Consider the following 25,902-nt stretch of genomic DNA (forward strand, 5'->3'; position numbering starts at 1 on the left):
ATATTCCTCGCCACCCCATATCGCACCCTTCCGCGCATGCCGCACACACGCTCTACATTATACACAACAATTATATATAATATTATAATCTGAATTGAATAATATATATTATTACGATTTTCGATATCCATTTCTTCCAACAGCAATAGTATAAATATGTTATTATACTACCTACTGCGAGATTGCGCAGGTATGTTTATCAGGCGTCTTGAGCGCGCGGCGAATTCAGGCCACATTGTCGCCGCGACTTCTTCTCATTTTGCGTCGCCGGGGGAGGCATGAAAGGCTGCTCGGGATCGGTTGCGCTGGTACGCGCGCGCGGCTTCGGCGACCTGCCCGAATTCATGGAGAGGCAGGCCGGCGAGCGGACTCTCGCTGGCATCTTCGGGAAGGCGGGCCTCCCGCTGGCGATCCGCGACGATCCGATGATGCCCCTGCCACTGCCCTCCATGATGAGCGTGTTCGAGCACGCGGCATCGGCCTTGGACAACCGCACCTTCGGCCTGGAGGTAGGCGAGCGGATGACCCACAGGGGATACGGCCTGTGGGTCGACTACAGCATGGGCGCCAAGACCCTGGGCGAGGCGCTCCGTCGCCTCGTCGCCACGAGCTGGGCGCACCAGAATGGCGGGCGCATGGAGTTGGCCGAAGACGACGGCCACAAGGTACTGCGGTTCTGCTCACCGGCGACGGCCCTGAGCCGGATCCAGCACTCCGACCACATGCTAGCCCCCATGCGGGCCTTCATGCGGCTGTACCTGGGGCCCCGCTGGAACCCCGCATGGGCCGAGGTGGACTACACGCGGGATGCCGGAGCCGGCGCGGTCGAGGACCGGCTCCAGGCGGCCCTTCGGTGCGGGCGACCCGGCTCGGGCATAGCCGTGGGAATGGACGATCTGGACCGGCGCCGCGGCGACAGCCATGCCGTGCCGCGATCGGACAGGGTCATCACCCTGAGGGACGTCCTTGCGGACGTCATCCTCGCCAACGCGCCCGAGCCCGCCCGCGCGATCTCGGCCGTGGTGGCGCTGCGCCTGCTGGACGGGCGAAGCGACATCGAGGGCGCGGCTGCATTCGTCGGCCTGAGCGTCCAGGGGCTCCAGCGCCGCCTGCGCGAGAAGGGCTACACCTATCGTGAGATCGTGGGCGCGGCGCGGTGCGCCCGCGCGGTGCGTCTGCTGGTGGAGACGCGGATGTCCGTGCTCTCAATTGCCCTTTCGCTCGGCTACGAAACGCACGCGGCCTTCACCCGCGCCTTCATTCGCCGAATGGGGTGCACACCGCTGGAGTATCGCCGCCGCGGCGGGGACGTCATCGTGTGACGGGCAGGATGACGCCTCACCGCGGCCGGGAGCTGTCGCTATCGCCCCCTGCCGTTCCCCCATCGCCGCGACAGGGAACGGCCGGGCTGCGCCTCTCGTCGACGCACAGCCCGATTTTCGCTCACACCTGCTGATGCAGGCCGAACGCCGGATGATGAATCAGCTCCCCGTGCGGCTCGGCGGTCTCGAAGGGCAAGGCCTGAACCACCTCGGGCGGGCAGCCAGCGACGCCCAGGCCGGGAAAAGCGCGGAAACCGAACCGGCCATAATAGGCGGGATCGCCCACCAGCGCCGCGCCACGGCAGGTCTCCCGCAATCTGCGGAGGGCTTCCGCAATCAGCGCCGTGCCGATCCCCTGGCGCTGCCTTGACGGCAAGACGGCGAGCGGGCCGATCAGGCCCCAGCCATCCTGCGTCCCGATCCGTGCCGCCGAGGCCGCCAGATAGCCGACCACCCGCCCCTCCTCCTCCGCCACGAGCGAAAGAGCGAGCGCGCCCTCCGCACGCAGCCTCTCGACGATGCCCGCCTCGGTTCCAGTGGATTGCGCAAGCATCAGGAGGGCCTCGGACACAACGCGCCTGATCGCCGGGATGTCACCGGCGGTTTCGTTGCGGATCCGCATATCAGGCCCCCTGATTGTCGAGTTGCGCGCGGACGGAGCTGAGGCCGCGTTTCGAGAGCCGGCACGGACTGCCAGACCGGGTTTCGATCAGCCGTTTCCGCCGCAATCGATTGAAGATGCTCAGGTCGAAGTCGGCACGGAGCATCCCCTCGCGCGCGGCGCTCGTCGCGGAGGTGATTTTGGAGCCATCTCCACGCTCATGCAGAATATGGCCGCCAAGAGCCAACACGTGCAGCGCACGTTGTTCGTTTCGTGAGATGTTCATGGAAGTCTCGTGTGACAGACGCAAGAAAGCACCCGAGCGCACATGCACCCGGCGGCTTTGAACTCGCAAGGTCCTCTGAATTTCAGAGAGCCTTATCACACAAGCTCCAACATCCACTCTCCATCGACCGGGCAGCGAGCATTGTCGCCACTCTGATCGCTAGTTTAGAAAGTGCGCGCCTTCGGAACAACCCCGTAAAATGACTTCGGACCCGAGCCTCGGCCCCTCCGCCAGATTTGAGGAGGATCCGTCGCTCAGGGCGACGGACGATCCACGCCTCAGGTTCACCGCGGAACAGATCGGCGGGATGCTGAAGGACCAGGAGGCGGGAGGCAAGGACCGTCGATGCCTGCCGCAGACACCGCATCCCCACAGCCACCTCCCACCAGATCAAGGCGAGCCGATGCCGCCCGGTGGACACACATCAAGGAGCGCCGGCAGCGGACACGCAGATGACGGGCAGCATCTGACACGGAAATCGCCCGCGGCAGATGAGGGCCGATGCAGACCAGGAACGACGGAGCGCGTGTTATCTTGCCTGCGACCGCACCGATTGGAAGACGGCCGGACCGTGCTCCGCAGGCTGTGGCGACGCTCTGTCAATCCGACCGAAAAGTGCGCTGCGACGGTTCGGGCGCTGCCGATGTGCAATCGCCGGAAAGGCTCGCGGAAAGAGTTCGGCTATGAGCCCCCGCAAGCGCCTTCGGCATCGCGTTTCGCCGGCGGGCCGGCAGGTCACCAGGCGCATTGGCGTGCGCCCCGCGGAACGCGTGACGACCGCCCCGGCCAGTGGGCCCGCGCGCCATAAGCGCATGTTGTCCGGCGGCACGAAAGGGGTTTTCAACCCCAATCAAGCTGTAGAGCTTGGGAACGCCTGCCATGAAGACGACGCCTCTCTCCCCGCCCCAGCGAAGCGGACGGTCCGCTGTCGCCTGCTCGACCGGCGCCGGCGAGATCAGGCGCGCGCCTGGAACGGATCGCGGGCGCGCTTCGTGATCGCGTCCACGAAGATCGGCTCCCAGGTTCGGATGTGCTGCGTGAGCAGTGTTTTGATGGCGGGGACGTCGCCTGCCTGCGCCAGCTCGATGAGGCGATAGTGCTCGTCCACGGAAGCCGCCTGCCGTGCCATGCCAGCACGCGAGGAGATGCCGTAAAGACGCATTTTATCGCGCAGGCCCATGGCCGTCTCGGTCAGGAGCTCGTTGCCCGCGGCGGCGATGAAGGCCTGGTGGAAGCGTCGGTCCGCCGCGAGGTAGCCGGGAACGTCATCGGCGGCGACCGCCGCCTTGATATCGTCGGCCAGGGCGGTGAGGCCGGACAGCTTCCTCCTGGCCTTCGGCGCCGCAGCGATGATTTCGGCGGCGCGCACCTCCAGAAGCTCACGCATGTCGAACAGGTCGCGCAGTTCCTGAACCGTAGGCTCAACCACCTTGAAGCCGCGATTGCGCACCGGCTCGATGAGGCCGTTGCGGGCCAGCTCCAGGAGTGCTTCGCGTACCGGCGTGGTGGACACCCTGAGGTCAGATGCGAGGGTCGGAACCGAATACATCTTGCCAGGCCCAGTCTGCCCGGAGATGATTTCGGACCTCACATGCTGCAGCACCTGTTCGCGTAAGTTCTGTTCCATTTCTTTCCGCGTCGTTCCTTCTCGCCAGCCCCCGCTTCCCGTCGCGGTCTCCGGCGCCAAATTCAGGAATGGTTCGATACTAATGCATTACTATGACGCGTTACCGATGCGCTCGCAAGGGTCGATCTTTTGGCCTGCCCTCACCTTTCCATACAAGGCCGCCGGGGGCGGCCGGTGAGCCACGAGCCGGCTCCTGATCCCGCCATCGGCGCGGCTCCGGTGGAGCCCGAGAGCAGGAGCGACACGCGCCCCGACGGCGTGCTCGCCGCTTTGGCGGATCGCCTCGTGCGGCTCGCCGAGCGCTGGTTTCCCGACGCATATGTGTTCGTCCTCCTGGCGGCTCTGGTGGTGGCGGGGGCCACCATGCTCCATGGCGGCACGCCGCTCGCCACCAGCCGGGCGTTCGGAGATGGGTTCTGGAATCTCATCCCCTTCACCATGCAGATGGCCCTCGTCGCCATCGGCGGCTATGTGGTTGCCACCTCGCCGCCGGCGGGCCGCGCCCTCCAATGGCTCGCCGCCATACCCGCTTCGGGGCGCGGCGCCATCGTGATGGTGGGGCTGCTGAGCATCGCGCTCTCGCTGGTCAATTGGGGCCTCAGCCTCATCTTTTCCGGCCTCTTCGTGCGCGCGATCGCCCGGCGGGACGACATCCGCCTCGACTACCGCGCGGCGGGGGCGGCCGGCTACCTGGGGCTCGGCGTCGGCTTCACCCTCGGCATCACTTCCTCCGCCGCCCAGCTGCAGGCGAACGCGGCCAGCATCCCGCCGGCGCTCATGCCCATCACCGGCGTCATCGGCTTCTCGCAGACCATCCTCAGCTGGCAGAACGGCGTGACGATCCTCTTCGTCACCATCCTTTCCGCAGCCATCTGCTACGCCACCGCGCCCCGCGAGGCGGCCGCGCGCACCGCCCGGGATCTCGGCATCGCCCTTGACGAGAAGCCGTGCGCTCCCAAGGGCCCAAGTCGCCCCGGCGACGTCCTGGAACACAGCCCCGTGCTCTCCATCCTGGTGGTGGGGCTGGCGCTGGGCTGGTTCTGGCAAACGTTCAGCGCGGGCAATCCGCTGGTTCATCTGTCCGGCCTCAACACCTACAATTTCGTCTTCCTAATGCTGGGCATCCTCCTGCACTGGCGCCCGCGCAGCCTCATCGACGCCTTCGGCGCGGCCATGCCGAGCGTGGCCGGCGTGCTGCTCCAGTTCCCCTTCTATGCCGGCATCGCCCAGATGCTGACCCGCGTGCCCAACGCCGACGGCGCCACCCTGTCCGACACCATCGCCCACGGGTTCGTCAGCGCATCGGTGAACGCCACCGCATTCTCGCTCCTGGTGGGGCTCTATTCGGCCGTGCTCGGCTTCTTCATCCCGTCCGCCGGCGGCAAATGGATCATCGAGGCGCCCTACGTGATGGCGGCGGCTAACGAGATCGGCGCGCATCTGGGCTGGACGGTGATGGTCTACAACATCGCCGAGACCTTGCCGAACCTCATCAACCCGTTCTGGATGCTGCCGCTTCTGGGCATCCTCGGGCTCAAGTCGAAGGACCTCATCGGCTACACGGCCGTTCAGTTCTTCATCCACCTGCCGCTGGTGCTCATCCTGGCGGCCGTACTCATGGGCACGTTCATGTATCACCCGCCAGTCGTGCCCTGACCTCCCGCGAGGCGGGGGCCGGCGCTGGGCCGCCGCCCTGCCCCCGCTCTGCGGGCCACGGGGATCGCCTGGACCTCGGCCGCGGCGTGCGCCGCCACCGGAAAGGCACCAGCCGGCGCCGGGACGAAGAATAGGGCGGCGAGGCCGAGGTCTGCCAGTCCAATCGCTTCAGCATCATGGTGTCCTCTCGCTTCGCCCCTTCGGACGGCTGGAAGGCCGGCCTGCGGTCCGGCCGGTTGCTCGCCTGCCGGCGCGAAGGCCGGCGGGTCGGCGGCCGCGCCCTGTATCGCCTTCAGGGGGCGCCGCCGTGCCGTGGGTGGCGTGCGCGCCGCGTGGACGGGCGGGAAAGGCCTACTGGCCGGCCACCTTGCGGGCCGGGTCGCCGGCGGGCGTGAGGGAGGGCAGAAGGCCGCCGGTGTCGGCAGGATAGCCCGCCGCTGCCATGGCGCGCGCCTTGGCCTTGAAGTAATCACGCGACCAGGTAAGGCGCGGCCCGTCCTGCGCCTGGCCCACGGTCCCGGCGATGCTCTCGAGGCTGATGGGATGGCCTGCATTGCCCCAGTCCCCCTCGATCACCTCGTTGATGACGGTGAGGATGCTGCGGCCCGGCTCGCGGGTTCCCATAGCCACGGTGATGGCCCCGGCGACCCAGGCATGGACCTGGTTCTTGTGGACGATGTTCATGTAGCCCTCCGGGATCCAGACGTTCACGATGAACCTGCCCGGAGCAGCCACGTAGGTGTCGTCGGTGGCCCCACCGACCCACCAGTCCTCGGCGGCGGTGGGGGTGAAGAGCACGGTGGCGAAGGCGCGCCCGCCCTCGGTGTTGGCGCCGCCCTCCATCTGGATCATCACTTCGGTGAGCTTTGCGGCGATGGCCGCCTTCTGCGTCCGGTCGAGGGCTCCGGCCACGTGGCGGACTTCAATGATCGGCATGTCAGTCTCCCTTGCGCGCGCGGACGCAGCTCGATGCGGGATCAATGCCGCGTCGGGACCTGGTTGCCCATGCGGCCCTGAGCGGACAGGTGGGGCGCGCGCCAGCCGCCAGCGATGGGGCCGGCATGGTCAACATGGGCAGAAGGGACGCCGGGTCGGAGCGCCCGAGGAAAGAGGGCTCAGCGGCGGACATCATCGCCATGCTCCTTCTCCCAGGCGGCGATGCGGGCATCGTCCATCATCGCCGTCTCCACGAAGAAGACGTCCGTGTTGTCAGCCGCCTCGATCTTGATCTCCTCGATGCCCGACACGCCGAAGCTGTCCCGCCGGCCGAGGTCGGCGACATTGCTGGTGAGCCTGCCGTCCACCACGAACACGTAGACGCCGTGGGCGCTGGTGCGCGGCGTGTAGGTGTAGGTGCCCGCCTTGTCGGTGACGAGGCGCGAGACACGCAGGTCCTGCGCGACCGACAGGGCGCCATCCGCGTCGCCCACCAGCTGGACGATGCGGTTCTTGCGGGAGCGCAGGTCGAAATGGGCCCGGTGATAGCTGGGGGGCAGGAAGAGCTGGCCCGGCATCAGCCAGAGATAGATGGCGTTCATCTCCTCGGGGCTGATGGAGAGCTCGCAATGCTTGCCGCCGGAGCCCGCCGAGAAGACGTAATAGTCACCCTGGCGCAGCTGATCGACCATGCCGCGGCCGGCGGTGTTGATGTGGGTGAGCTCGCCCTCCAGGACGAAGGCACAGATGACGAAGTTGTGGTGCGGATGCATGTTGTAGCCGCAGCCCGCGCCGTGGAACGTCTCGTCGCCGAACACGCGCAGTGTGCCGAAGCCAGGGCGCCCCGCCTGGTATTGGTGAAAGTTGAAGCTGGATTCGCGGGTGACGAAGCTGCCCGGATGCCCGGCCACATAGGACGAGGCGCTCCCATCGGACGAGATCACGTCGTGGCCGCGCTCGTCGGCGCGCAGGACGAATGACTTGGTCATGACTTTGCCCCTTAAGCTTTCGCGAAGCTTTGACGTGCGAGGGTCAGGCCGTTGCCGTCAGGCTGATGTCCTCAAGCTGATGTCCTCAGGCGGACTTGGCGAGATCTGAGCCATCGGCCGCATAGCCGATGACGACCATCTCGAAGAGGCTCCTGGGCGTGCCGCAATCGGGGCAGAGCCAGTCCTCGGGAATGTCTTCCCAGCGGGTCCCGGGAGCGATGCCGTGCTCCGGCAGGCCGAGGGCCTCGTCGTAGGAGAAGCCGCAGCCGAGGCAGAGCCAGCGTTTGAAGGGGGTATTCATTGTCATCTCCCGCATTACAGTAGCGCGTGACACGTCACGTATTATATGAGCGCTCCGGCGGCTGCAAGCGTGACGTCGCAGCCTTGCGATGAAAGTGATCTCGTGGAGCCTCCAAGATGCGGCCTGATCGCCGCCGCACGCGGCGGCGCGGACACTCGCAAGCGGGAGCGCCGAGGAGAACCATGGGCATCGGCTCGGACAGTGAGCCTTCTCGCTTGGCTGAAAGTGGCCGACGCTCAAACGCTCTGATGCGCGCGGTGACGCGGATGCGGCCGGTGCGCATCCGCCGCCAGGAGCACTTCATTGCCCCTTTGTCGCCCAATCATGTCGGATAGCTGCGCTGCGGCCTGCAGCGCGATGCTGATCAAGGAAGGGCACACCGGGGGCACCGCTTCCGGGCAAGATGGCGTGGGGCGCCGCAGACGTCGCCACGGTGTGGCTTGTTCTCAATGCCGGGCATCTGGCGGCGCGGCGCGCCCCACGTTGTGGCGGGTGCTGTGGCCGCATCGCCCGCCGAATGCCTTTCAAGATCGGCCCCGCCGGCTTCCGACGCTTGAGTGTTCGTATCTCGTCGTCGTTACATCGTCGCGCGGACGAGGCCGAATCCCCTCAAAGGTCAAACCTACCCCATGCCAAGGGCGCTGACGGGGAACAGGCTGCGATCCGCCTCAATCCGTTGAAGATAGGGGATGAGAGCCTGCCAGCCCCCGTCCGGCACCTGAGCGGCGCGGTAGCCGTCGGGCCGGACCAGCGTGAGGAGCCCGTCGCCACCGACTGGCTGCGGGCGCGCCTCCACGAGGCGGGGAAAGCGCGACGCGAGCTCGGTCGCGCCTGCGTTGCCGCACACCGCGAAGAGCGGCGCGCCGCCCGCGCCGAACGGCGCCTCCCCCACCCCCGGCCGCACCCGGGATCCCGCCGGCTCGTCGCCCAGAGATGGGCCGTTGAGCGGGCTATGGGGATAGCCGACGGAGACCTCCGCCATGTGCCCGGTCATGGCCTGTTGCACCGGCGTAAACCCCAGCAGCATATGGATCGCGACGTCGCGCAGATGCTCCAATATCGGGTTGGCCAGTGTGGCCATCCGCGTCATCCGGCCGGACGCCCCGATCACCTGCGCGCCCACCGGGTGACGCTCGGCGTTGTAGCTGTCCAGGAGCACCGGCGCGGTGGCGATGCCGCGGCTCACCAGGGCCAGCTTCCAGGCGAGGTTGATGGCGTCCTGCATGCCGGTGTTCATGCCCTGCCCGCCGGCCGGGCTGTGGATGTGGGCCGCGTCGCCGGCGAGGAACACCCGCCCGGACCGATAGCTGCCGACCTGCCGCTCATTGATGTGGAAGGCGCTGATCCAGAGTGTGCCGGTGAGTGTGACGGCCCCGGGACCGCGGGCGTCGAGCACCTTCTGGAAGGCCTCCCGGTCCAGCGGCACCGCGGGCTTTCCGCTCGTGGGGCCGAGGCTGGTGATGATGCGGGCGCGATCGGGCCCCATGGGGAAGAACAGCATCGGCCCATCCGGGTGAGCGAAGATGGACATCTGCGACGAGGGAAAGGGGTACCCACTCAGGTGAAAGTCCCCCTGGGTCCAGTCGAGGCCCATGGTGTCGCCCTTGAAGTCGAGGCCGAGGCGGTGGCGCACCATGCTGTGCGCCCCGTCGCAGGCCACCAGAAAGGCGAAGCGCTCGGTGCTCTCGGTGCCGTCGCGGCCACGCAGGCGGGCCGAGACGCCGTCCTCGTCCTGCTCGAAATCGAGCAGTTCGACGCCGAGGTCGGGCGTCACCCCGTGGGCGGCGAGATGCCGGCGCAGCACGGTTTCGGTGTCGTATTGCGGCACCATGAGCACGAAAGGATAGGGCGAAGGCACCTGGTGGAGGGACAAAGATGCCACCGGCCGGCCGCCCGACAGGATATTGGCGACGGTGACCTTGTTGCCCTGAGGGATGAGGTCAGCCGCCGCGCCGGAGCGGTCGAGCAGTTCCAGGGTGCGCGGCCAGACGGCGACCGCCCGCGAGGTGTGTGCGGCATCCGGGATCTTGTCGATGATGCGGACCGGCACGCCGTAGCGGGCCAGCTCCAGCGCCATGGTCAGTCCGACCGGCCCCGCGCCGGCGATGAGAACGCGATCCGTCATGTTGTCCTCCTTGATGTGTCATGAGCAGGCTCGCGCCGGGTCGGCGCGCGGCGGGGCCGTGGCATTGCGTCGAGGAAGAGGCGGCTGCGCCCGCCTCAGTCCGAGGGCTGGTCTTTCTTGTTCACCGGCGGCCCGAGGAACTCCACGTGCCACTTCAGCCCGAAGGCGTTGAGCGCCGCCTGATCGGGGACGCCGTCATGCATCACGCCGGCGAGCTCGGTGAAGAAGGCTGCGGCATCGAGGGCGGGCGCCATCAGGATGTACTGGCGCGCGGGCTTGTCGGTCACGTTGCAGAAGCCATGCTCGACCCCGCCGGGAATGCTCACCACATCGCCTTCCTCGGCATAGAAGCGCCGGCCGTCCGCCTCGTAGAGATAGCGGCCCTCGATGACGCGGAAGATCTCCGCCTCGCGGTGGCGATGGCGGGGCGGCCCGGCGCCCGGAGCATTGATGGTCTCGATGAAGCAGAACTCGCCCGAGCTCGCCGCCGGCGGCATGCGCACGAACAGGTCGAGCCCGATGGCGGGGATCTTGATAGGTGCTTCGGTGCCCTTGGAATGCAGGAAGGATATGGACATGGGGGCCTCCTTGAGCCGTGGAGTGGCGGGACGATCCCGATCGGCCTTCAGTTCTCTTCCTCAAACAGCCAGAGCTCGGCCGTGGGCTGGGGCAGCCCGTCGCTCTCGCGCAGGCCGAGGAAGGCGGGGATGCGCCGCTGCTGCTCGGGCGTGAGGGCGGCGACGAGGGGCTTCAGGGCCTGCGTCACCGTCTTGAGGTCCCGCGCCCGTACGGCCTCGGCGTCGGCGATGCGGTCCAGGATCTCCGCGAAATCGGCCGGCGGCGCCGCCTTGGCCCGCTCCGCGCGCCGCGCGGCGGAGAGCTTCGCCACCCCGCGGATGGCGGCCTCCACCGGCGGCCAGAGCTTCTCCTGCGCCGGGGTGAGGGTGATCACCGTCTTCAGCGCGAGAATGCGCGCATCGAGCACGGCCTGCGCATCCGCCGCGCTGTAGAGCTCCACGGCGGGGGGCTCCGGCGGCGCGCCGGCAGGCGGCGTGGTCTGGGCCTGCGCGGCGGGGGCTGCAACGACGAGCGCGCCCACGAGGGCAGCCATAAGGGTGCGGTTCATGGTCAGATCTTTCGTGTCATTGGAATTGAAGGGTAACGGCGCTTGACGTCACTGCCATCCGCCGCCGGGCAGCCGGCCGTGATAGGGGGTGTCGCGGCAATGCCCCCAGGGCCCGTGCCAATAGCCGGGCGGGCAACCATTGCCGAAATAGCCGTAGGTGGGGGGCAGATCGTAGACCCATCCGCCGCCTGGCATGCGGCCGGTATAAGGCGTGTGGCGGCAATGGCCCCAGGGCCCACGCCACCAGCCCGGGCCGCAGCCCTGGGCGACCGGTGTCACAGTGGCGGTGTCGGGCACGGGGGCTGGCGCAAGCGGCATCGCCGAAGCCGGCAACGCCGCCAGCGCGCCGAGCCACAGGCCGGAAAGCAGACTGAAGGTGTTTTGCATGGGATCACTCGCTTTGTTATGCCTCGGGGGTGGACGGGCCCGGCCCGCGCTATGCTGACCTGCCTTTGCCGACACGATTGCTCTTGGACTATCTCGCACCCGCTGGACGCGCTTCGACAGAAGCAATGATGCGGTCGGTCATTTTTCACTTGCGCTGCTCTTCATCATCGTCTTGAGCCCATGGATGAGTCCTTTGGCGGGAAGTAGAGATTTATTCCAATGTCCGTCATCTTAGTGCCAGGCGGGTTGAGCCCAAGCCATTCATGTGCCGCTCGACTGGCTCGTGGCACCGGTGGCGCCGGCGTCATTGACGGCACAGGCGCATTCGTCAGGCCCGTTTCCCTGTTCTCAGAGGGCGACGCTCATCTCGATGAAGGTGTCCGGCCCATAGTGCAGCGTGTTGCGCGCGTAATACGGCGGCACCTGCATGTCGAACTGGGCGTGCCCGTGGCTGACATCGCTGCGCAGGAGGTCGGTGCGGCTTGCAATGTCGAGGCGCAGCCGCTCGCCCGGCTTCAGCACCACGGGCTGCGGGGTGAGGCTGAAACGCAGCGTCACCGGCACGCCGGGCGTGAGCGGCTCGGGCGTGTCGATGTCGATGGCGATCTCGGTGCTCGTGGAGCGCACCGCGTCAATCCTGCGACAGGCAGGTCGGATCGCGCCCATGGAGAGGATCTGGTAGCCGCCATCCGCCGAGACGACACCGGTTCGGGCCAGCACGTAGGAATCGATCTCGTTGCAGCTGAAGGACAGGCTCAACGTCACCGGACCGGTCAGCTCCATCTCTTCCTCGATCGGTAGCTCGAAGGTCAGACGCTGGCTCTCCACCTCGTCGAAGCCCGCCGTCACCGTTGCGCCCAGGGGCACCGCCGCCCATCGGTTCACGCCACCCGCGCCCGGCATGCGCTCGATACGGTGCGTGACGCCATCGACGCCGGCGGAGGCCGGATAGAGGCGGAGCGGGATGCGACCGGGCAGCGGCCAGTCCGAGGCGCCGCGATAGTCCTGCGCCCCTTCCCGCCAGTATCGCACCCGCGGCTGGCCGGCATAGCCGTTGTCCGCGCCGTAGACGAGATGGTCGAAAAAGGCGAGCGCCTCAAGTTGCCAAGCATAGACCGGCAGGTCGTAGGTCGCAGGGCCGATGATCAGCCAGCGTTGATCCTTCGGTGTGCCGGCATTCTCGAACAGATCGTAGGCGCCGAACTGGTGCAGGTTGAGGTACCCGGCATTCTGCACCACCACGAACGGCACTTCGATGTCGGCGAGCCCGCCGGACGGCCCCGCCGGCAGGATGCTTGTCGCCCGCGTCTTGCCGTCGAGCATGAGGGAGGCGAACAGCTGGCGCGTCTGAGGCGTCGGCACCTGCCGCTGAAACGCCTTCATGATACGCGTCATGCGCTTCTTCAGCTGCGGCCACCACAGATGTTTCAGCGGTGAGTTGGTGATGTGGCTCACCACCGCGCGCAGCAGCGGCGCTAGATGCAGCCTGAACTGAAGGGGCGTGAAGTTCGCGCCCATCCAGAGCGCGAAGAAATCGGGCTGCGGCGCGCCGCCGAACATGGCGATGTGGCGGAAGTAGTCCGTGCACATCTCGTTGGTGAAGAAGCCCTTCAGGGCCGGCGGGCGAAGCCGCGCCACCTGCGGCTGGGTCAGCCCGTAATAGGAGGTGCCGAACAACACCACCTGTCCGTCGCACCAGGGCTGGGCGGCGGCCCATTGGATGACCTTGACGTGGTCCTCCACATCCGTGTCGTTGAGATAGACGGCATCATCCCCGCCCGAGCGGCCCATGCCGCGGCGGGTTACGATCACATGGACATAGCCACGATCGGTGAAGACGGGCGGGCTGCCGGTCTCGTTGCTGCCGGTGGGCGCACCGGCGGCCTGCACCTCCTTGGAATAGGCCGCAAACGCGACGACCGCCGGATAGCGTCCCTGCGCCTTGGGCACGTAGACGTCGGCCGCCAGAAAGACCGACGGCGCGACCTCGATCATCTCATTGGCGATGATGCGGCAGCCGAGCCCCGACCTCGCGGCGAGGCCGGGCGTCCAGCCGGCGAGCTGCTCGCCGAACAGGCCACCCTTCAGCGGGATGAGATTGTCCCAGAAGCCAGGCTTCCCGTTCTTGGCAGTCATGTGCGTTCTCCCCCGGTCTCAGGCTCGCCGCGCCAAGTCATGGTGCGGGGTGCCCTACAATTGCGAGATGTCGAGGCCGGTCTTCTTCTGCGCCGCCAGCCGCATCTCCCGCACGACCCATTTCTGCTTGTCATCCGGGACGAAGAAGCCGCCGATGCCGGACGAAAAGAGCAGGTCGAAGACCCGCTCCGTCACTTCGGCAAGCGCCTGCCCGATGTTCTGGCCGGCCTCGGGCTTCGGGGGCACCATGATGACGATGGTGTCTTCCACCTGCTCGATGATCTCGATCTTGAAATCGGGGCCCGGCGTGTAGCCGAACTCCTCGCAGACCACCCCGACGGGGTCGGCGAGGAGCCGCGCGCGATAGTCCGGATCCGTGGCGATGCGCTCGTAATTCTTCTCGACGAAATCGGCATTGCTCACGGCTGATCCCCCTCGGCACGGGCCGCGCTGCGCAGGGCCAGCAGCTTGAATTTGGCGGCGACGGGCACAAGCCAGATGAACAATCCCTGGCTGGACCACAGATCCATCTGGTTGAGGGGCGACGAGGGCGAAGGTGCTCCCGGCACGCGGGCGGGCGGGATGGTGAAGTAGACCCGGTCCCGCCGCTGCACCACGACCTTCACCTTGACGCCGGCCGGCACCTCGACACCCATGGTCTTGAGCGCCGCGACGGGGTCGCTCTCCACCTGAGCGGCGAACGCATCATCGCTCCAGACGCGCCGCGTCAGCTCTCGCTCGAAATCCCCGGACATGGGTAGCTCCTCCATCCCGCTTCGGCTGTTCCGGGCCGGGGCGAAGGCGCCCCAGCGCCGTCTTCACACTGCTCAAGGCTCGCGATTGATGATGAGGAAGCTCGGGCCGTGATGGGCGAGCGCGCGGGACAGAATATCGCCAACCGCCTGAAGGTCGTCGATCGCCTCGACGCGCGCGCCGAAGCCCTCGGCGATCTTGCGCATGTCCACGTTCGGATCACTGAAGTCCAGGCCGACGAAGTGCGTGGTTGCGATGGTCGTACCCATCACATTGCACCACAGGTCCTTGAGCAGCCGGTACTCGTTGTTCACGAAGCACACGAAGATTGACGGGATGGAATACTTCGCAGCCGTCCAGAGCGCGTGGATCGAGAACAGGCTTCCTCCATCGCCTACGAAGCAGGCGGCGTGCTTGCCGCTCGCGAGCCCGATGCCGACGCCGAGCGGCATGGCCCACCCCAGCCCGCCGCCGCGCGGAGAGAAATGCACATTCCGGAAGCCCAGCCGCACCGCCATATCCTGCACGATGGCGTCCTCGGAGGAGCCTTCCGTGATGACGTGGGTCGCCCGGTCGAGGTGGCGCAGCACGGCGAGGATCAGCGCATCGCTCGCGTGCGGCCCGGACGCGGGATACTTGGCATCCAGGCCTGCCTCGTCCACCGTCCGCGGCGCGGCAGGCCCCGCGTCCGCGCCCAGGGCGGAGGCCAGGGCGTCCAGCGTGGCCGTGATGTCGCCGAGCACCGCCATGTCGCAGGGAAAGTCGAAGCCGAGCTGGCTCGCCGCCGGTGCGATCTGGATGACCTTGAGCTCCGGCGGCAGCGCCTGGAGGCCGTCATAGGTGAAGCTGTCCACTTTCTCGCCGATAAGCAGCATGGTGTGGTAGCGGGTGAGCGTCTCGTGGATCGCCTTCGTGGTGGGTGGAAGCTGGCCGCGGAAGTTGGGATGGAGCGGATCGACCGTGCCCTGCACGTGGAAGGGTGCGGCGTAGATGTCCGCGCCGAGCGCGCCAGCGATGCGGCTCACCGCGTCGATACCGTGCGCCGCTCCCACGGCATAGTCGGCGACGATGGCGAGCTTGCCCTTGGGAACAGCGCTGAGAGCGGCGGCCACCTCGCCGACGCCGCGCGGCACCGCATCCTCGATGATGCGCGTCGTCTTGAACGTGGTGTGCTCGGTCTTCTCCAGCATGAAGTTCATGGGGATGGAGAGGAAGACCGGGCCGGTCGGCTGGAGCCGCGCATGGAGATAGCAGCGCTGGAGGGCCACCGCGAGATCGTCGGTGCGCGTCACCTCGTAGGCGTATTTGGTGGCGGTCTCAGCCAGCTGGGTGTTTGGCGCGCCGAGCACCGGATTGTGGATGAGGAAGCGGGAATCCTGCTGCCCGTTGATGACCAGAAGCGGGATCCCCGACATCAGCGCGTTGCGCATGTTGAACATGCCGTTGGCGAGGCCTGGATAGGTGTGCAGGCTGACGATGGACGGCTTGCCGGTGACCAGCGCGTAGCCCGCGGCGATGCCGACAGCACTCGATTCATGCAGAGACAGCACATAGGTGGCCTTCGAGGCCGCCACCGCCGCGAGGAAGGTGGTCTCCGTCGTCCCCGGATTGCCGAAGACGAAGGGAACGTCATACGTCTCAAGGAAATCCTGGATGAGCTCGCCACCGGTCCGTGTCGTCATGTTCCCTCCAAGAAAATCGTGCTGCTTGTTCTAGAGATCCACACAGAGTGCTGCGCCGCCAACGTCAGCCCTCGCATCGCAGATCGGGCCTGCCGGAGGCCTGTCCGCGCGGCATCCAGTGCACGCATTTCGTGGTGCGCCCGATCCCGGGGTTGAAGGCGTTGCAGGGATCGAGCATCTTGAAATGCTCGACCATGGCAGGCTTCGCGAAATAGAGATGCCCCACATTATGTTCGGCAGGGTATTCGGCGCCGCGCCCGTCGAGGAGCTTCCACATGGCGTGCTCGATTTCCTCGCAATTGCTGCCCTTCGCCACGATATAGTCCTGGTGAAAGACATGGCAGAAGAAGTGGCCGCAATAGAGCTTGCGGATCAGGTGCCTGTCGATCTCCTCGGGCAGCGTCTCGAACCAGTTCTCGTCGTTGCGGCGCAGCGCGATGTCGAGGGCCACGATATCCTCCACCTCCCTGTCGTGCACCGCGCGATAACGGATGGCGGCGCCGGCGGCGGCGAAGCGATGCAGGAAGGCCTTGTCGCCTTCATCCCGCGTGCACTCGAAGTAGTCGCCCGTCTTCGAGGGGAAGATCGACTTGAGATAGGCGCGCGCCTCTGCGATCCCGTCATCTCCCATCTTCAAGAGCAGATAGTGCGCGAAGCGGTCGCGGTAGTCGGTCATGCGCTTGGGCAAATGCTTCGGGAAGAAATGGCTCAAGGCCTGGAGGATCTTGGCGCTGAGGTTTTTCGGCAGGAACGCGATCCGCCGGCACAGATTGTCGAATGCCGCCTGCAGGGCGAACAGCCGCGGGATCATGTCGGTGCCCAGATAATGGATCACCAGGAAGGTGTCCTTGCCGTAGACTTCCGCGCAATTGAAGGAGTCACGGTGCATGTACTCGCCCTCGATCGGCAGCTCCTTGAAGCTCCCGAGGATATGGCGGCGGATGTCTTCGAGCTCGGCGGTGTCGTTCGAGCCGACGTAGAAGACGACCTCGTCTTTCTCCTTCGGGAAGGTGTCGAACCGCACCGCCATGAGCATCACCTTGCCGGCACTGCCGGAGGCCTCGAACAGGCGGCGCGGATCAGCGTTGAAGCGGGCTGGGGTTGCCGCATCCACGTCGCGCACATGAGTCCCATAGTCGTGGTCGGAGGCGGCGCGTGAAGGGTCGTTGACGATCTCGGCGGGCGTGAACGCGCCCGTCTCCACCCTTTCGAGGATGGTTTCCGGGTCATTGCCCAGCGCGATGCCCAGATGATTGACGAGATGCAGCCCGCCGGCCTCATCCAGCCGCGCGAACAGGGCGAGCTGGGTGAAGGCCGGGCCGCGATGGATCAGGGCGCCGCCGGAATTGTTGCAGACGCCGCCGAACACCGAGGCGCCGATGCAGGACGAGCCAATGACCGAGTGCGGCGCGCGGCCGATCTTGTCCAGGGCCTTCTCCAGGTGGAACAGGGTCGTGCCCGGCAGACAGACCACCTGCGCTCCATCATTGATGAGGTGCAGGCCTTCGATGCGCATGGTGTTGATGAGCACGATACCGCGGTCGTAGTCGTCCCCGTCGGGGGTCGACCCGCCGGTCACCCCGGTGTTGGCCGACTGCATGATGACGATCTTGTCCGCCGCGACGCAGGCTTTCAGGACGCGCCACTGCTCCACCAGCGAGCCGGGCCGCACCACGGCCACCGCCGGCCCGCTGCCGAACCTTATGCCGGTGCGAAAGCGCCGCGTCGCCTCGGCGCTCGCCAGGACATGCGAGGGCCCTACGATCTCCTGAAGGGCAGCGATGAGGGCCGCGTCATCTTCGGGCGCCCTTGGTTCGGCCGGTCTGCTGGCCGGGACGGTCAGGTCGAGAAATGCGCCATCCATGGCAGCCGCTCCCCTTTATGTAAGCTCTGGCTATGGCAGCATTGAGAAAAGCGGACGGATCTGGTGATCGCGAGCTCGCGCAAGCAATCCCGTTTCTCCCAGACTGAGGAAGTGGTGGCTGATACATACCATATGCTTGAACTTTGCGCAGCGATAACTTCGCTCCCTCGCCGGCTCAGGCTAGGTCATGACCTTGCTCCCGACATCCGGCGTTTGCAGAGTGCATCCATGGCGTTTCCTGCATTACAGTAGCGCGTGACACGTTACGTGTTATGCCCGCACGTATGCGATTGCAAGCGTGAATTTGACGCAACACTCACCCTGGAAAACGTGGCCGCCTGAGGCCACAAACCAACCGGCGTACTCTCTCCTGAACCGGAGGAGAAATGGGGCTCAGGTCACTCCGGCACATCAGGACGAACCCATGAGCAGTGTGTGAGACGGCGCGTCAGCTCGACGATCAGCTCGTCCATCTCCACATTCTGCTGGAGCACGCCGCCGACCCTCGTCCGATGATGGCCGACCTCGATCATTTTCGCCGGATCGAGCCTTGCGGTGAAGGCTCCGGTGTTGAAATCGCTCATCAAGGCGCCAACCGCGAGGACGAGGTCGCACCCCTCCACAAATGCACCGACGCTTTCATTCATGATGACGCCGTCATACATCCCGATGAAAGCAGGCTGATCCTCATCGAGCACCCCCTTGTCCATCGCCATGGATGCGAACGGCAAGCCGCTGCCGTCCACGAGCCTTTGCAGGAGGGAAAAGAAGCCCGCACGGGCAACAAGGATGCCCGGTAGAAGGCAGGCCGCCGTCGACGCCTCGAGCGCCTCAATGATCGCATGTGCCGCTCGCTGGAGCGCTGCCGGGTCGCTTCGTGAGGGCGAGACCGGCGATGCGGCACCGAGAACCGGCTGCTCCGCAAGGTCGGCCGGGAATGCCATGTACACGGGCCGACGATGATAGAGCGCCTCGTGGATCAGCCGTTCTGTTTCATAGGCAACATTCTGGGGTGTCATCACGGCGTGGGCGACCACCACCGGTTCACACATGCGCCGAAAGAGGCCGTATTCTCCATCGCCAAGGGTGTGATGCATAATGGCACGGGCGGTCTGCACCGACATGCGCGGGGTGCCGACCAGATGGAAGATGGGGAGGTGCTCGGCATAGGAGCCGGCGACCGCGTTGATCGCGCTGAGCTCTCCCACGCCGTAGGTCGTGGACAGCGCAGCCGCGCCCTTGACCCTGGCATAGCCGTCGGCCGCATAGCCGGCATTGAGCTCGTTGCAGCAGCCAATCCAACGCAACTTCGGATCCGCGAGCACGGCATCGCAAACCGAGAATGAATAATCGCCCGGCACACCGAAGACGTCATCAATTCCAATATCTTTCAGCCGATTGAGCACATGCTGGATCACTGTGGCGGACATGGGGTGCTTCGCCTCGGAATGCTGTCTGAGGGGCTGAAGGGCACGGGGCACACTTCGGTGGGGAAGGCCCACGCCGCAAGGCATGCGGCGTGGGCCGCGTCACACGGCGCTATTGAGCACCACCGCCGCCATGTTCGTCGGCATACTCGACACCGGCCTGCGTCTGTTCGATCGCTTGCTGAATGAGAGCCATGGCCTTCACGCGGTGGCCGCCCTTGTTCGATGACGCCTCTCGCAGGGCCGCCAGGGCGTCATAAAGGGATGAAAGCGCCCTCTCCATGTTGCCTTGATACGCCTCGGCGCGAGTTGCGACGCCCACTGTTCCGAGCACCGCAGCTCCGGCGGCCAGCGCCGCGAGGCGTCGACGGTTCATCTGCGCATCATCCATGGTGATCTCCGTATATTTCTGCTGAATTATTTCACTTTCCGGTCCTGGCAGAGGATCGCCGCCGCCAGGAGCGCACCGATCAGAGAAATGTGCTCCATGACCACATGAAAATGCGCGGTTCGCTCCGGCTCGGGCATCATCCAGAACCCATGCGCGATGGGTATCGTCAGCACCGTGAAGACGATGAGGGATGCCGCGCCCAGCCAGGCTGCGCGGTTCAGAATGATCATTGCCGATCCAATGAGAAGCCACGCGGCAGTCGCAGCGCCATAGACCGGCGCCGGCTCCAGGCCGAAATGCGCCATCTCCTCTACCCAGGAAGGGAACGAGAGGAGCGCGGCGAGGCCGGCGCTCCAAAAGACGAACGTCAGCAAGACGCGTGCGACAAGCCGCACAACTGCGGCACCAAGAATTGTATCGAGAATATTTTGCATCTTTAACTTGATTTGTTGCGCCGGGATGGCCTCGCCTGTCTCCTTCGCTTGAGGAAAGGCGCTCGTCATCACCAGAAGTAATGATGTGCTCTCATCCCTGCCGCCGCATGTTGGCGCCGTTCGCTGCGCGGGCGATCTTTACGGATCAGGAGGCATGTTGGTGGGTCGATGGATGATGGCGCGCGTCGTCGCGCTGGTGATGATCGCGGGCATAGCGCCCCCGCCGGCTGCGTTCGCTCAAACGGTGAATGGCTTGTTCGTGGCACCGCCTGCGCAGCCCCTCAATGTCGGCGATGCCATTCGCGCCGCTGCCGCATATCACGGCAGCGCAGCCTATGAGCGCGACCTGTCAGCGGTCACGCGTGCTGCGATAGCGTGGATCAGTGAAGCAGCGCCCCACAGCCCCCGGCCTGCTGTAGTGCTCGATATCGACGAAACGGCTCTGTCGAATTGGGAGGTCATCCGGCGTGATGACTTTGGCCGGCCCATCGGCGGACCGTGCCTTGCAGGTGGCACCGATCCCTGCGGCTGGGCCGCCTGGGACATGCTGGCGTCCGATGTGGCCATTACGCCGGTGTTGAATCTGTTCAGACGCGCCCGGGAGCTCGGTATCGCTGTGGTATTCATCACCGGCCGTCCCGAAAACCAACGGACCGCGACCGAGACGAACCTGCGAACCGCCGGCTTTGCCGGATACGAGGCCATTTACATGACGCCCGATGGCGCGCGTTTCGCATCGGCGGCCGACTTCAAGACGCCCATCCGGGTGCGGCTGGAAAAGGATGGCTACACCATCATCGCCAATGTGGGTGACCAACCCTCCGATCTTCTGGGTGGTCATGCCGAGAAAATCTTTCTCCTGCCCAATCCTTTCTACCGCGCGCCCTGGCGGGCGCCCGCGCGCGGCGGGACCAGAACGCCCGCAGGGCTGCCACACACATTGCGGGCCGCACGAGCAGGAGGCGTCACCCTTGTGGCGGCCCCCTCGGAACCAAGTTCGTTCCTGCGGCAAGTAGGGAGTAAATAATGTTCGGCTCATCCTCCTCCGGGGGATCGAAAGCACGCACCATCATCGCCTCGGCCATCGGAAACGGGCTCGAATGGTTCGATTTTCTCAGCTACGGCCTGCTCGCAGGATCGATCGCGGTCGCATTTTTTCCCGATCACGAGCCGGGTTCCGGCCTTATGCTGGCCTTCGCGACCTTTGCGGTCGGCTTTGCCGTCCGGCCCATCGGCGGGGTTCTACTGGGGCTCTATGCGGACAAGGCCGGACGCCGCGGCGCGCTCGCTGTGATGATGGGGATGATGTCCGGGGGCAGCCTGCTCCTCGCGCTGGCGCCAGCCTATGACCAGATCGGCATCGCCGCCCCCCTTCTCGTCGTTGCCGCGCGGATCGTGCAAGGGCTCTCCGTCGGCGGCGAATTCGCCGGTTCCGCAACCTTCCTGGTGGAGCACGCCCCGCCCGGCCGACGCATGTTCTACGGCAGCTTCCAGATGTGCGCGCAGGGCGTCGGCATTCTGGTCGCATCGCTTTTCATTTTTGCGCTCGAGCAGAACCTGACGCCAGACGCCTTCGGCACCTGGGGGTGGCGTATTCCCTTCGCGGCCGGCGCCATCATCGGGCCTGTCGGGCTCTATTTGCGCTGGCGCGTCGCAGAGACTCCGGAATTTTGCGCCCCTGCCTCGAAGAGCCCTGCGGCTGGCAGTGTGCTGCGCGCATTGCGCACCGAGGTGCCCGCGCTTCGTTGCGGCATCGGTCTAATCGCCGTGGGCACCGCCATCGCCTATCTTTGGCACAGCTATCTGGTGGTCTATGTGGTGCATGAGCTTCACCTGACGCGGACGGACGCATTGCTGAGCGCCTCTGCGTTCGGCGCACTGGCCGTGTGCCTCTACCCCCTGGCCGGTTGGCTCGGGGATCGGCTCGGCGCCTTTCGCCTTTTTTCATGGTCCACGGCGATCTTCGCCGCGCTGACATGGCCCCTTTATGCTTGGCTGACCGGCGCGCCCGATTTCGGGCGGCTCATGGCGGCGCAGCTTGTCGCGACCGCCTTTCTCGCCTTCATTTCCGCCTGTCACCCCGGATTGCTGGCCATGCTGTTCCCGGTCAAAGTGCGGACCACAGGCGTGGCGCTTTGCTATAATTTTTCGGTATTGGCCTTCGGGGGCCTCGCACCGCTCACAGTGTCGTGGCTGGTCGCACGGACGGGCAGCCCCATGATGCCGGCAGTCTATCAGATCGTGGTCGCCGGCCTGTCGCTGCTTCTGGTGCTTTCGGCGCCTTCGGCACGTCGGCAGGCTCTGGCCCGCAACAGGGTAAGGAAAGATAACCCGTCGTTTATTTTCAGGTAATAAGGTAGCATCGGTGTCACCGTTGCGATCCAGAGCATATTCAGCGATGCCTACTCTCAACAATTTTATTCTGCGACGAACGGACTTGCCTCCGGTGGAGATCGACTGGCTCCTCGCCCATGCCAGGCCGCGCTCCCTGCCGCGCGGGGGCGTCTTCTGCACCATAGGGCAGGCCGAGCACGAGATCGGATTCCTCGATGAGGGCATCCTGCAGGTGTTCGCCTTATCGCCGGATGGGCGAAAGATCCTGCTGGACTTCATCTTCGCAGGCGGCGTCGCCCTGGCCCTGGACAGCGCGACCAAGGGCCTCCCCTCCGAGGTGGTATTCGAGGCCGTCATTCCATGTCGGCTCACGGTGCTTCCCTATCACCTGCGGCACGCGGCCGTGGAGCGTCATGCGGGTTGGGAGCGCCTGGCAACCCGGATGACGGAGGAGATGTTCCAACGCAAACAACAGCGGCATATGTCGCTGCGCTCGAAGACCGCGCGGCAGCGCTACGCAGAGCTCTCCTGCGAGCTGCCGGAGGCATGGCGATCGATCCCCCAGCATCTGATCGCCGCCTATCTCGATATCACGCCGCAATATCTCTCCACCCTCAAGCAAAGGGCGGAACGGGAGATAACGACTGAGAAAGTGTCGGCGCGGGCCAGAGCCGCGGGCCTTCTCGTCAGCCCGGGAGAGGATGTGGGCCGTTAGCGCTCCGCTCCGGCCGCGAGCGCAGCTCACGGTGCCCCGAACAAGACCTGATGCATGATGCGTCCGGGCCAGAAGGTAAAGAGCCCCGCCAGCACGAGGCCGCCATAGAACAGCCCGCGCATGCCTCTGGCATGAGGGCCGATGTCGCCCCTGCGCCCATGCAAGAGCGCCAGAGGGAGGGCAAAGAGAACGTAAAGCGAGAGAAGGTGAATGGGGCCGAAAGGGCCAATCCAGCGCATCTGGTGGATGAAGAAGGACGATAGCGCCACGCTGGCCATCAAAACCGCCCACACCCAGCCCACGAGCCGATGGGGAACTGTCCCCTTGGGCGCAGCCAGCTGGATCATGCCGATAGCCAATGCGGCGACGGCGGAAAACGCGTGAATGCGGATTGCCGCCGAGGCATCAAGAAGCGGCTCAAGTGTCATGACGCCTCCCAGCTGTGCGTCGCGCAGAATTCGCGTCACAGCGCTGACCATGGATACTCAGAGCGTCTAAACTGCCGCTATTCCGCCGGCAACGCCGCCATACGCGTTTCCCCGCCGACAACAGTCTTTTGCCTCCTGCATCAGAGGCAACCGAACTTGGTGGAGCGCGGCTCGGGCCGCCCCCAACCGTTGGAGGGCAGGTCCTCGAAAGGGGGCCGGAAGACTTGGCGCACCAAGCTGAAGCGCGATGGCACCGTCAATGTCGGGCTGTCATAATCGAGAATCCAGAAGTAATCATAGGTGTCATCCGGCCAGGTCCCTGGCACGCGACGGGCCGCACCGCTCATTTGATCGAGGTGCAGAAGTTGCCGAAGCGTGACCCTCTGGCCCGGGAAGGCCTCTTCCAGCCGCGCGCTGGCGATATGGAGATGCTCCCACACCATGACCACCGTCTGTCCGTGCCAACGCGGATTGTCCAATAGGTCCCGGGAGACCGCGGCGGTTCGCGCATTGAGCAGGACTTCGGGGTGAAACGGTGTGAGCATGAGCGGGTTCGCGGCAACACTCATGTTCCATGCCACAGCGATGGGCTGCGCGGTTTCCAGCGTGTGCAAGGTAATGGCGAGAATGGCCGCCGGCCGAGCGCCATTGAGAAGGCTCCTGGATGCCCTCGGACCAAGATATTGCGCGGCGAGCGCCTCTGCCCGCTGCCGACCAACGCCACACAAAGACAGCAGGTTCTGTTTCTCACCGTGGCGAAGGATAATAATGCGTGCGGGCGCTGCCGCTGCCTCAGTGAAGCCAAACGCAACGGCGCCCCATGCAACCAGAATAATAAGAACGCATAACCTGGGCAACAGCGTGCTATCGGTACGTAGGCTTGTCATTGAGATGACTTTCGCAGGTGGTGAGCACCATTTTTCAAGCCAGCGCATGTGGGGACATCACCCCTCCCTCGTCGGCGCAACCAGGGACCATATCGAAGCGCTACGACTTTCTACTGGGATGGCAAAGGCGTTCATGATATGAGTACTGTGGAATGCCGTGCAACGCTGACGCGACGGGTGGAGAGGCGGGATGGGATCTGCGTCGACGCCCTCGCCGTCGCGCTGACTTGCCCAAGCCCCCATCATCACGACATTCGGCGCGATACACGCCCTACCAGGTAGCAGACGGGATCATCCGGAGCGGGTAGGTGAAGAGAAGAAGGTGGGCCGCATTGAAGCCAAAATGAGCGAGTGTCGATGCAAGGAGGCCACCCTTACGAAAGGCATAGCCGTAAATAGCACCCGCAACCGACGCGAACACAACCATAATAGGACCTCCGGAGTAGTGCATAATTCCAAAAATTACGGCAGAAATTCCCAACGCAACCCATTGCGACATGGAATATTTTTCAAACCAGCGCGCTAGATTTGACTGCAGGAAACCTCGGAACAAGGCCTCTTCGGTGAAGGCGACAAGCAGGAGATTATTCAGTGCCCACAGGCCGAACTCCGGCGGCACCTTCGGCTCCCAAACCACGGCCTTGAACAAGAGAGCCGGCGGCAGGAGCACAAGGACAGTCGCGAAGGCGCCGGCGGCGGCCCAAGCCAATGATGTTTGAACGCCCTCCCCCCTGCGGAGCGGCTTATAGAGCAGAAATATCGAAAGCCCCACAGCAGCCTTATCCATCTTGAGGTACATCTTGAACGGATAGGCATCTGGGCTGAACTGAACCGGACCAATGAGAATTGGATTTTGAAATCCAGGAAACACATGAACAGACAAAGCAATGCATAATATGAAAAATGATATTTTTGCTATTTTTTTATTTGTTATCCGAATAGAACGGATACAGATATGAGCCATCAGCATGCATAGCACAACCGCAAGAAGGCCCAGTGGCTGAACGTAACCCAGGACGGCGGCTGTGACGTAGGTGATAGCCGTCAACGCCCCGGCAACTGCAAACGCAGATGGAAGCCAGGCCAGGGCCGCGCTGAGCATCAGAAGCGCGGTTAGATATGGCAATTCGGAAATCATGTGCCAGAGACCCGGAATATTATAATATTAATTAATTATTTATCGTAATTAAGTTTTATTAAACTTCGGCATCTCATGGATGCCGAAGCTGTTTTTGGCCAACGCGGTGATGTAAAGGCAGATCACGCCTTCGTCATTACCGCTCCTCTTCCTCGAACAGCCACAGAGATCGTGTCGCCAGTGGAGACTGAGCGTCGGCAACCATTCCAAGAAAAGCAGGCATCCGGTGCTTCTGAACATCTGAGAGCGACGCGACAAGCGGACGTGTCGCGCTGACGAAGGCTTTGAGATCCTGGCCGCGAATGACCTCGGCCTCGCCGATCCGCTCGAGCGCTTCAAGAAAGTCGGATGGCGGCT

At 64.9% G+C, this 25,902-nt stretch carries 26 protein-coding genes and 1 pseudogene; 5 read left to right on the forward strand and 22 right to left on the reverse strand.

Annotated features, from left to right (window positions below; translation table 11 throughout):
- Nucleotides 1-278: 278 nt before the first annotated feature.
- Nucleotides 279-1,322, forward strand: coding sequence for a helix-turn-helix domain-containing protein (locus tag V5F61_RS20190; protein WP_393990496.1), 1,044 nt, complete (start codon nucleotides 279-281; stop codon nucleotides 1,320-1,322).
- A 121-nt stretch (nucleotides 1,323-1,443) separates the two neighbouring features.
- Here the strand turns inward: V5F61_RS20190 and V5F61_RS20195 are convergent, their stop codons facing one another.
- The 3 genes from V5F61_RS20195 to V5F61_RS20205 form a co-directional block, all read right to left on the reverse strand.
- Nucleotides 1,444-1,944 carry a GNAT family N-acetyltransferase gene (locus tag V5F61_RS20195; RefSeq protein WP_393990495.1) on the reverse strand — a complete coding sequence of 167 codons (501 nt, stop codon included), beginning with the start codon at nucleotides 1,942-1,944 and terminating at the stop codon, nucleotides 1,444-1,446.
- Nucleotide 1,945: 1 nt separating this feature from the next.
- A complete protein-coding gene (locus tag V5F61_RS20200) occupies nucleotides 1,946-2,209 on the reverse strand; it encodes a YjhX family toxin (RefSeq protein WP_393990494.1) in 264 nt (87 codons plus the stop codon).
- Nucleotides 2,210-3,164: 955 nt separating this feature from the next.
- A complete protein-coding gene (locus V5F61_RS20205) occupies nucleotides 3,165-3,836 on the reverse strand; it encodes a GntR family transcriptional regulator (protein WP_393990497.1) in 672 nt (223 codons plus the stop codon).
- A 174-nt stretch (nucleotides 3,837-4,010) separates the two neighbouring features.
- Between V5F61_RS20205 and V5F61_RS20210 the strand changes: the two genes are divergently transcribed.
- On the forward strand, nucleotides 4,011-5,492 hold the full coding sequence (locus tag V5F61_RS20210) for a short-chain fatty acid transporter (RefSeq protein ID WP_393990493.1): 1,482 nt from the start codon (nucleotides 4,011-4,013) through the stop codon (nucleotides 5,490-5,492).
- A 351-nt stretch (nucleotides 5,493-5,843) separates the two neighbouring features.
- Here V5F61_RS20210 and V5F61_RS20215 read toward each other — a convergent pair whose 3' ends face one another.
- The 15 genes from V5F61_RS20215 to V5F61_RS20285 all read right to left on the reverse strand — a co-directional run bounded on the left by V5F61_RS20215 (nucleotide 5,844) and on the right by V5F61_RS20285 (nucleotide 20,112).
- Nucleotides 5,844-6,428, reverse strand: coding sequence for a tautomerase family protein (locus tag V5F61_RS20215; protein WP_393990492.1), 585 nt, complete (start codon nucleotides 6,426-6,428; stop codon nucleotides 5,844-5,846).
- Between the two features lie 179 nt (nucleotides 6,429-6,607).
- On the reverse strand, nucleotides 6,608-7,417 hold the full coding sequence (locus tag V5F61_RS20220) for a pirin family protein (RefSeq protein ID WP_393990491.1): 810 nt from the start codon (nucleotides 7,415-7,417) through the stop codon (nucleotides 6,608-6,610).
- An 85-nt stretch (nucleotides 7,418-7,502) separates the two neighbouring features.
- Nucleotides 7,503-7,718 (reverse strand): rubredoxin, encoded by a 216-nt coding sequence (locus V5F61_RS20225; protein WP_393990490.1) that lies wholly within the window; start codon nucleotides 7,716-7,718, stop codon nucleotides 7,503-7,505.
- A gap of 622 nt (nucleotides 7,719-8,340) precedes the next feature.
- A complete protein-coding gene (locus V5F61_RS20230) occupies nucleotides 8,341-9,843 on the reverse strand; it encodes an FAD-dependent monooxygenase (RefSeq protein ID WP_393990489.1) in 1,503 nt (500 codons plus the stop codon).
- 95 nt (nucleotides 9,844-9,938) lie between these two features.
- A complete protein-coding gene (locus V5F61_RS20235; RefSeq protein WP_393990488.1) occupies nucleotides 9,939-10,421 on the reverse strand; it encodes a cupin domain-containing protein in 483 nt (160 codons plus the stop codon).
- Between the two features lie 47 nt (nucleotides 10,422-10,468).
- On the reverse strand, nucleotides 10,469-10,969 hold the full coding sequence (locus tag V5F61_RS20240; RefSeq protein WP_393990487.1) for a Spy/CpxP family protein refolding chaperone: 501 nt from the start codon (nucleotides 10,967-10,969) through the stop codon (nucleotides 10,469-10,471).
- A 48-nt stretch (nucleotides 10,970-11,017) separates the two neighbouring features.
- Complete coding sequence (locus tag V5F61_RS20245) at nucleotides 11,018-11,356, reverse strand: GCG_CRPN prefix-to-repeats domain-containing protein (protein WP_393990486.1); 339 nt, start codon at nucleotides 11,354-11,356, stop codon at nucleotides 11,018-11,020.
- A 348-nt stretch (nucleotides 11,357-11,704) separates the two neighbouring features.
- Nucleotides 11,705-13,492: a CocE/NonD family hydrolase gene (locus V5F61_RS20250; protein WP_393990485.1), complete on the reverse strand. Its 1,788-nt coding sequence runs from the start codon at nucleotides 13,490-13,492 to the stop codon at nucleotides 11,705-11,707.
- Nucleotides 13,493-13,546: 54 nt separating this feature from the next.
- Nucleotides 13,547-13,915, reverse strand: coding sequence for a hypothetical protein (locus V5F61_RS20255; RefSeq protein WP_393990484.1), 369 nt, complete (start codon nucleotides 13,913-13,915; stop codon nucleotides 13,547-13,549).
- Complete coding sequence (locus tag V5F61_RS20260) at nucleotides 13,912-14,247, reverse strand: hypothetical protein (protein WP_393990483.1); 336 nt, start codon at nucleotides 14,245-14,247, stop codon at nucleotides 13,912-13,914. Before V5F61_RS20260 ends, V5F61_RS20255 begins: the two co-directional genes overlap by 4 nt.
- Nucleotides 14,248-14,319: 72 nt before the next feature.
- The gene (locus V5F61_RS20265; protein ID WP_393990482.1) at nucleotides 14,320-15,927 is read right to left on the reverse strand and encodes a thiamine pyrophosphate-binding protein; all 1,608 of its coding nucleotides are present in this window, start codon (nucleotides 15,925-15,927) and stop codon (nucleotides 14,320-14,322) included.
- A gap of 64 nt (nucleotides 15,928-15,991) precedes the next feature.
- Nucleotides 15,992-17,791: a D-lactate dehydrogenase gene (dld, locus tag V5F61_RS20270; RefSeq protein ID WP_393990481.1), complete on the reverse strand. Its 1,800-nt coding sequence runs from the start codon at nucleotides 17,789-17,791 to the stop codon at nucleotides 15,992-15,994.
- Between the two features lie 398 nt (nucleotides 17,792-18,189).
- Nucleotides 18,190-19,221, reverse strand: coding sequence for a thiamine pyrophosphate-binding protein (locus V5F61_RS20275; RefSeq protein ID WP_393990480.1), 1,032 nt, complete (start codon nucleotides 19,219-19,221; stop codon nucleotides 18,190-18,192).
- A 109-nt stretch (nucleotides 19,222-19,330) separates the two neighbouring features.
- A complete protein-coding gene (locus V5F61_RS20280) occupies nucleotides 19,331-19,609 on the reverse strand; it encodes a hypothetical protein (protein WP_393990479.1) in 279 nt (92 codons plus the stop codon).
- 26 nt (nucleotides 19,610-19,635) lie between these two features.
- Nucleotides 19,636-20,112, reverse strand: coding sequence for a DoxX family protein (locus tag V5F61_RS20285; protein WP_393990478.1), 477 nt, complete (start codon nucleotides 20,110-20,112; stop codon nucleotides 19,636-19,638).
- 103 nt (nucleotides 20,113-20,215) lie between these two features.
- On the opposite strand from V5F61_RS20285, the gene V5F61_RS20290 reads away from it, so the two are divergent.
- From V5F61_RS20290 to V5F61_RS20300, 3 genes are all read left to right on the forward strand, one after another.
- Nucleotides 20,216-21,070, forward strand: a complete 855-nt coding sequence (locus V5F61_RS20290; RefSeq protein ID WP_394104075.1) for an HAD family acid phosphatase — start codon at nucleotides 20,216-20,218, stop codon at nucleotides 21,068-21,070.
- Nucleotides 21,070-22,395, forward strand: coding sequence for an MFS transporter (locus V5F61_RS20295; RefSeq protein WP_393990476.1), 1,326 nt, complete (start codon nucleotides 21,070-21,072; stop codon nucleotides 22,393-22,395). Before V5F61_RS20290 ends, V5F61_RS20295 begins: the two co-directional genes overlap by 1 nt.
- Before the next feature lie 94 nt (nucleotides 22,396-22,489).
- Nucleotides 22,490-23,092 (forward strand): Crp/Fnr family transcriptional regulator, encoded by a 603-nt coding sequence (locus V5F61_RS20300; RefSeq protein ID WP_393990475.1) that lies wholly within the window; start codon nucleotides 22,490-22,492, stop codon nucleotides 23,090-23,092.
- Nucleotides 23,093-23,118: 26 nt separating this feature from the next.
- Here the strand turns inward: V5F61_RS20300 and V5F61_RS20305 are convergent, their stop codons facing one another.
- The 4 genes and pseudogenes from V5F61_RS20305 to V5F61_RS20320 all read right to left on the reverse strand — a co-directional run.
- Nucleotides 23,119-23,520: a DUF2306 domain-containing protein gene (locus V5F61_RS20305; RefSeq protein ID WP_393990474.1), complete on the reverse strand. Its 402-nt coding sequence runs from the start codon at nucleotides 23,518-23,520 to the stop codon at nucleotides 23,119-23,121.
- Between the two features lie 140 nt (nucleotides 23,521-23,660).
- Nucleotides 23,661-24,455 (reverse strand): histidine phosphatase family protein, encoded by a 795-nt coding sequence (locus V5F61_RS20310; RefSeq protein ID WP_393990473.1) that lies wholly within the window; start codon nucleotides 24,453-24,455, stop codon nucleotides 23,661-23,663.
- 223 nt (nucleotides 24,456-24,678) lie between these two features.
- Nucleotides 24,679-25,545, reverse strand: a complete 867-nt coding sequence (locus tag V5F61_RS20315; RefSeq protein ID WP_393990472.1) for a CPBP family intramembrane glutamic endopeptidase — start codon at nucleotides 25,543-25,545, stop codon at nucleotides 24,679-24,681.
- A 136-nt stretch (nucleotides 25,546-25,681) separates the two neighbouring features.
- Nucleotides 25,682-25,902 (reverse strand): annotated as a pseudogene (locus V5F61_RS20320) (hypothetical protein); the annotation flags it as partial.

The organism is Xanthobacter sediminis, assembly GCF_043195015.1.
Classification (GTDB): domain Bacteria; phylum Pseudomonadota; class Alphaproteobacteria; order Rhizobiales; family Xanthobacteraceae; genus Xanthobacter.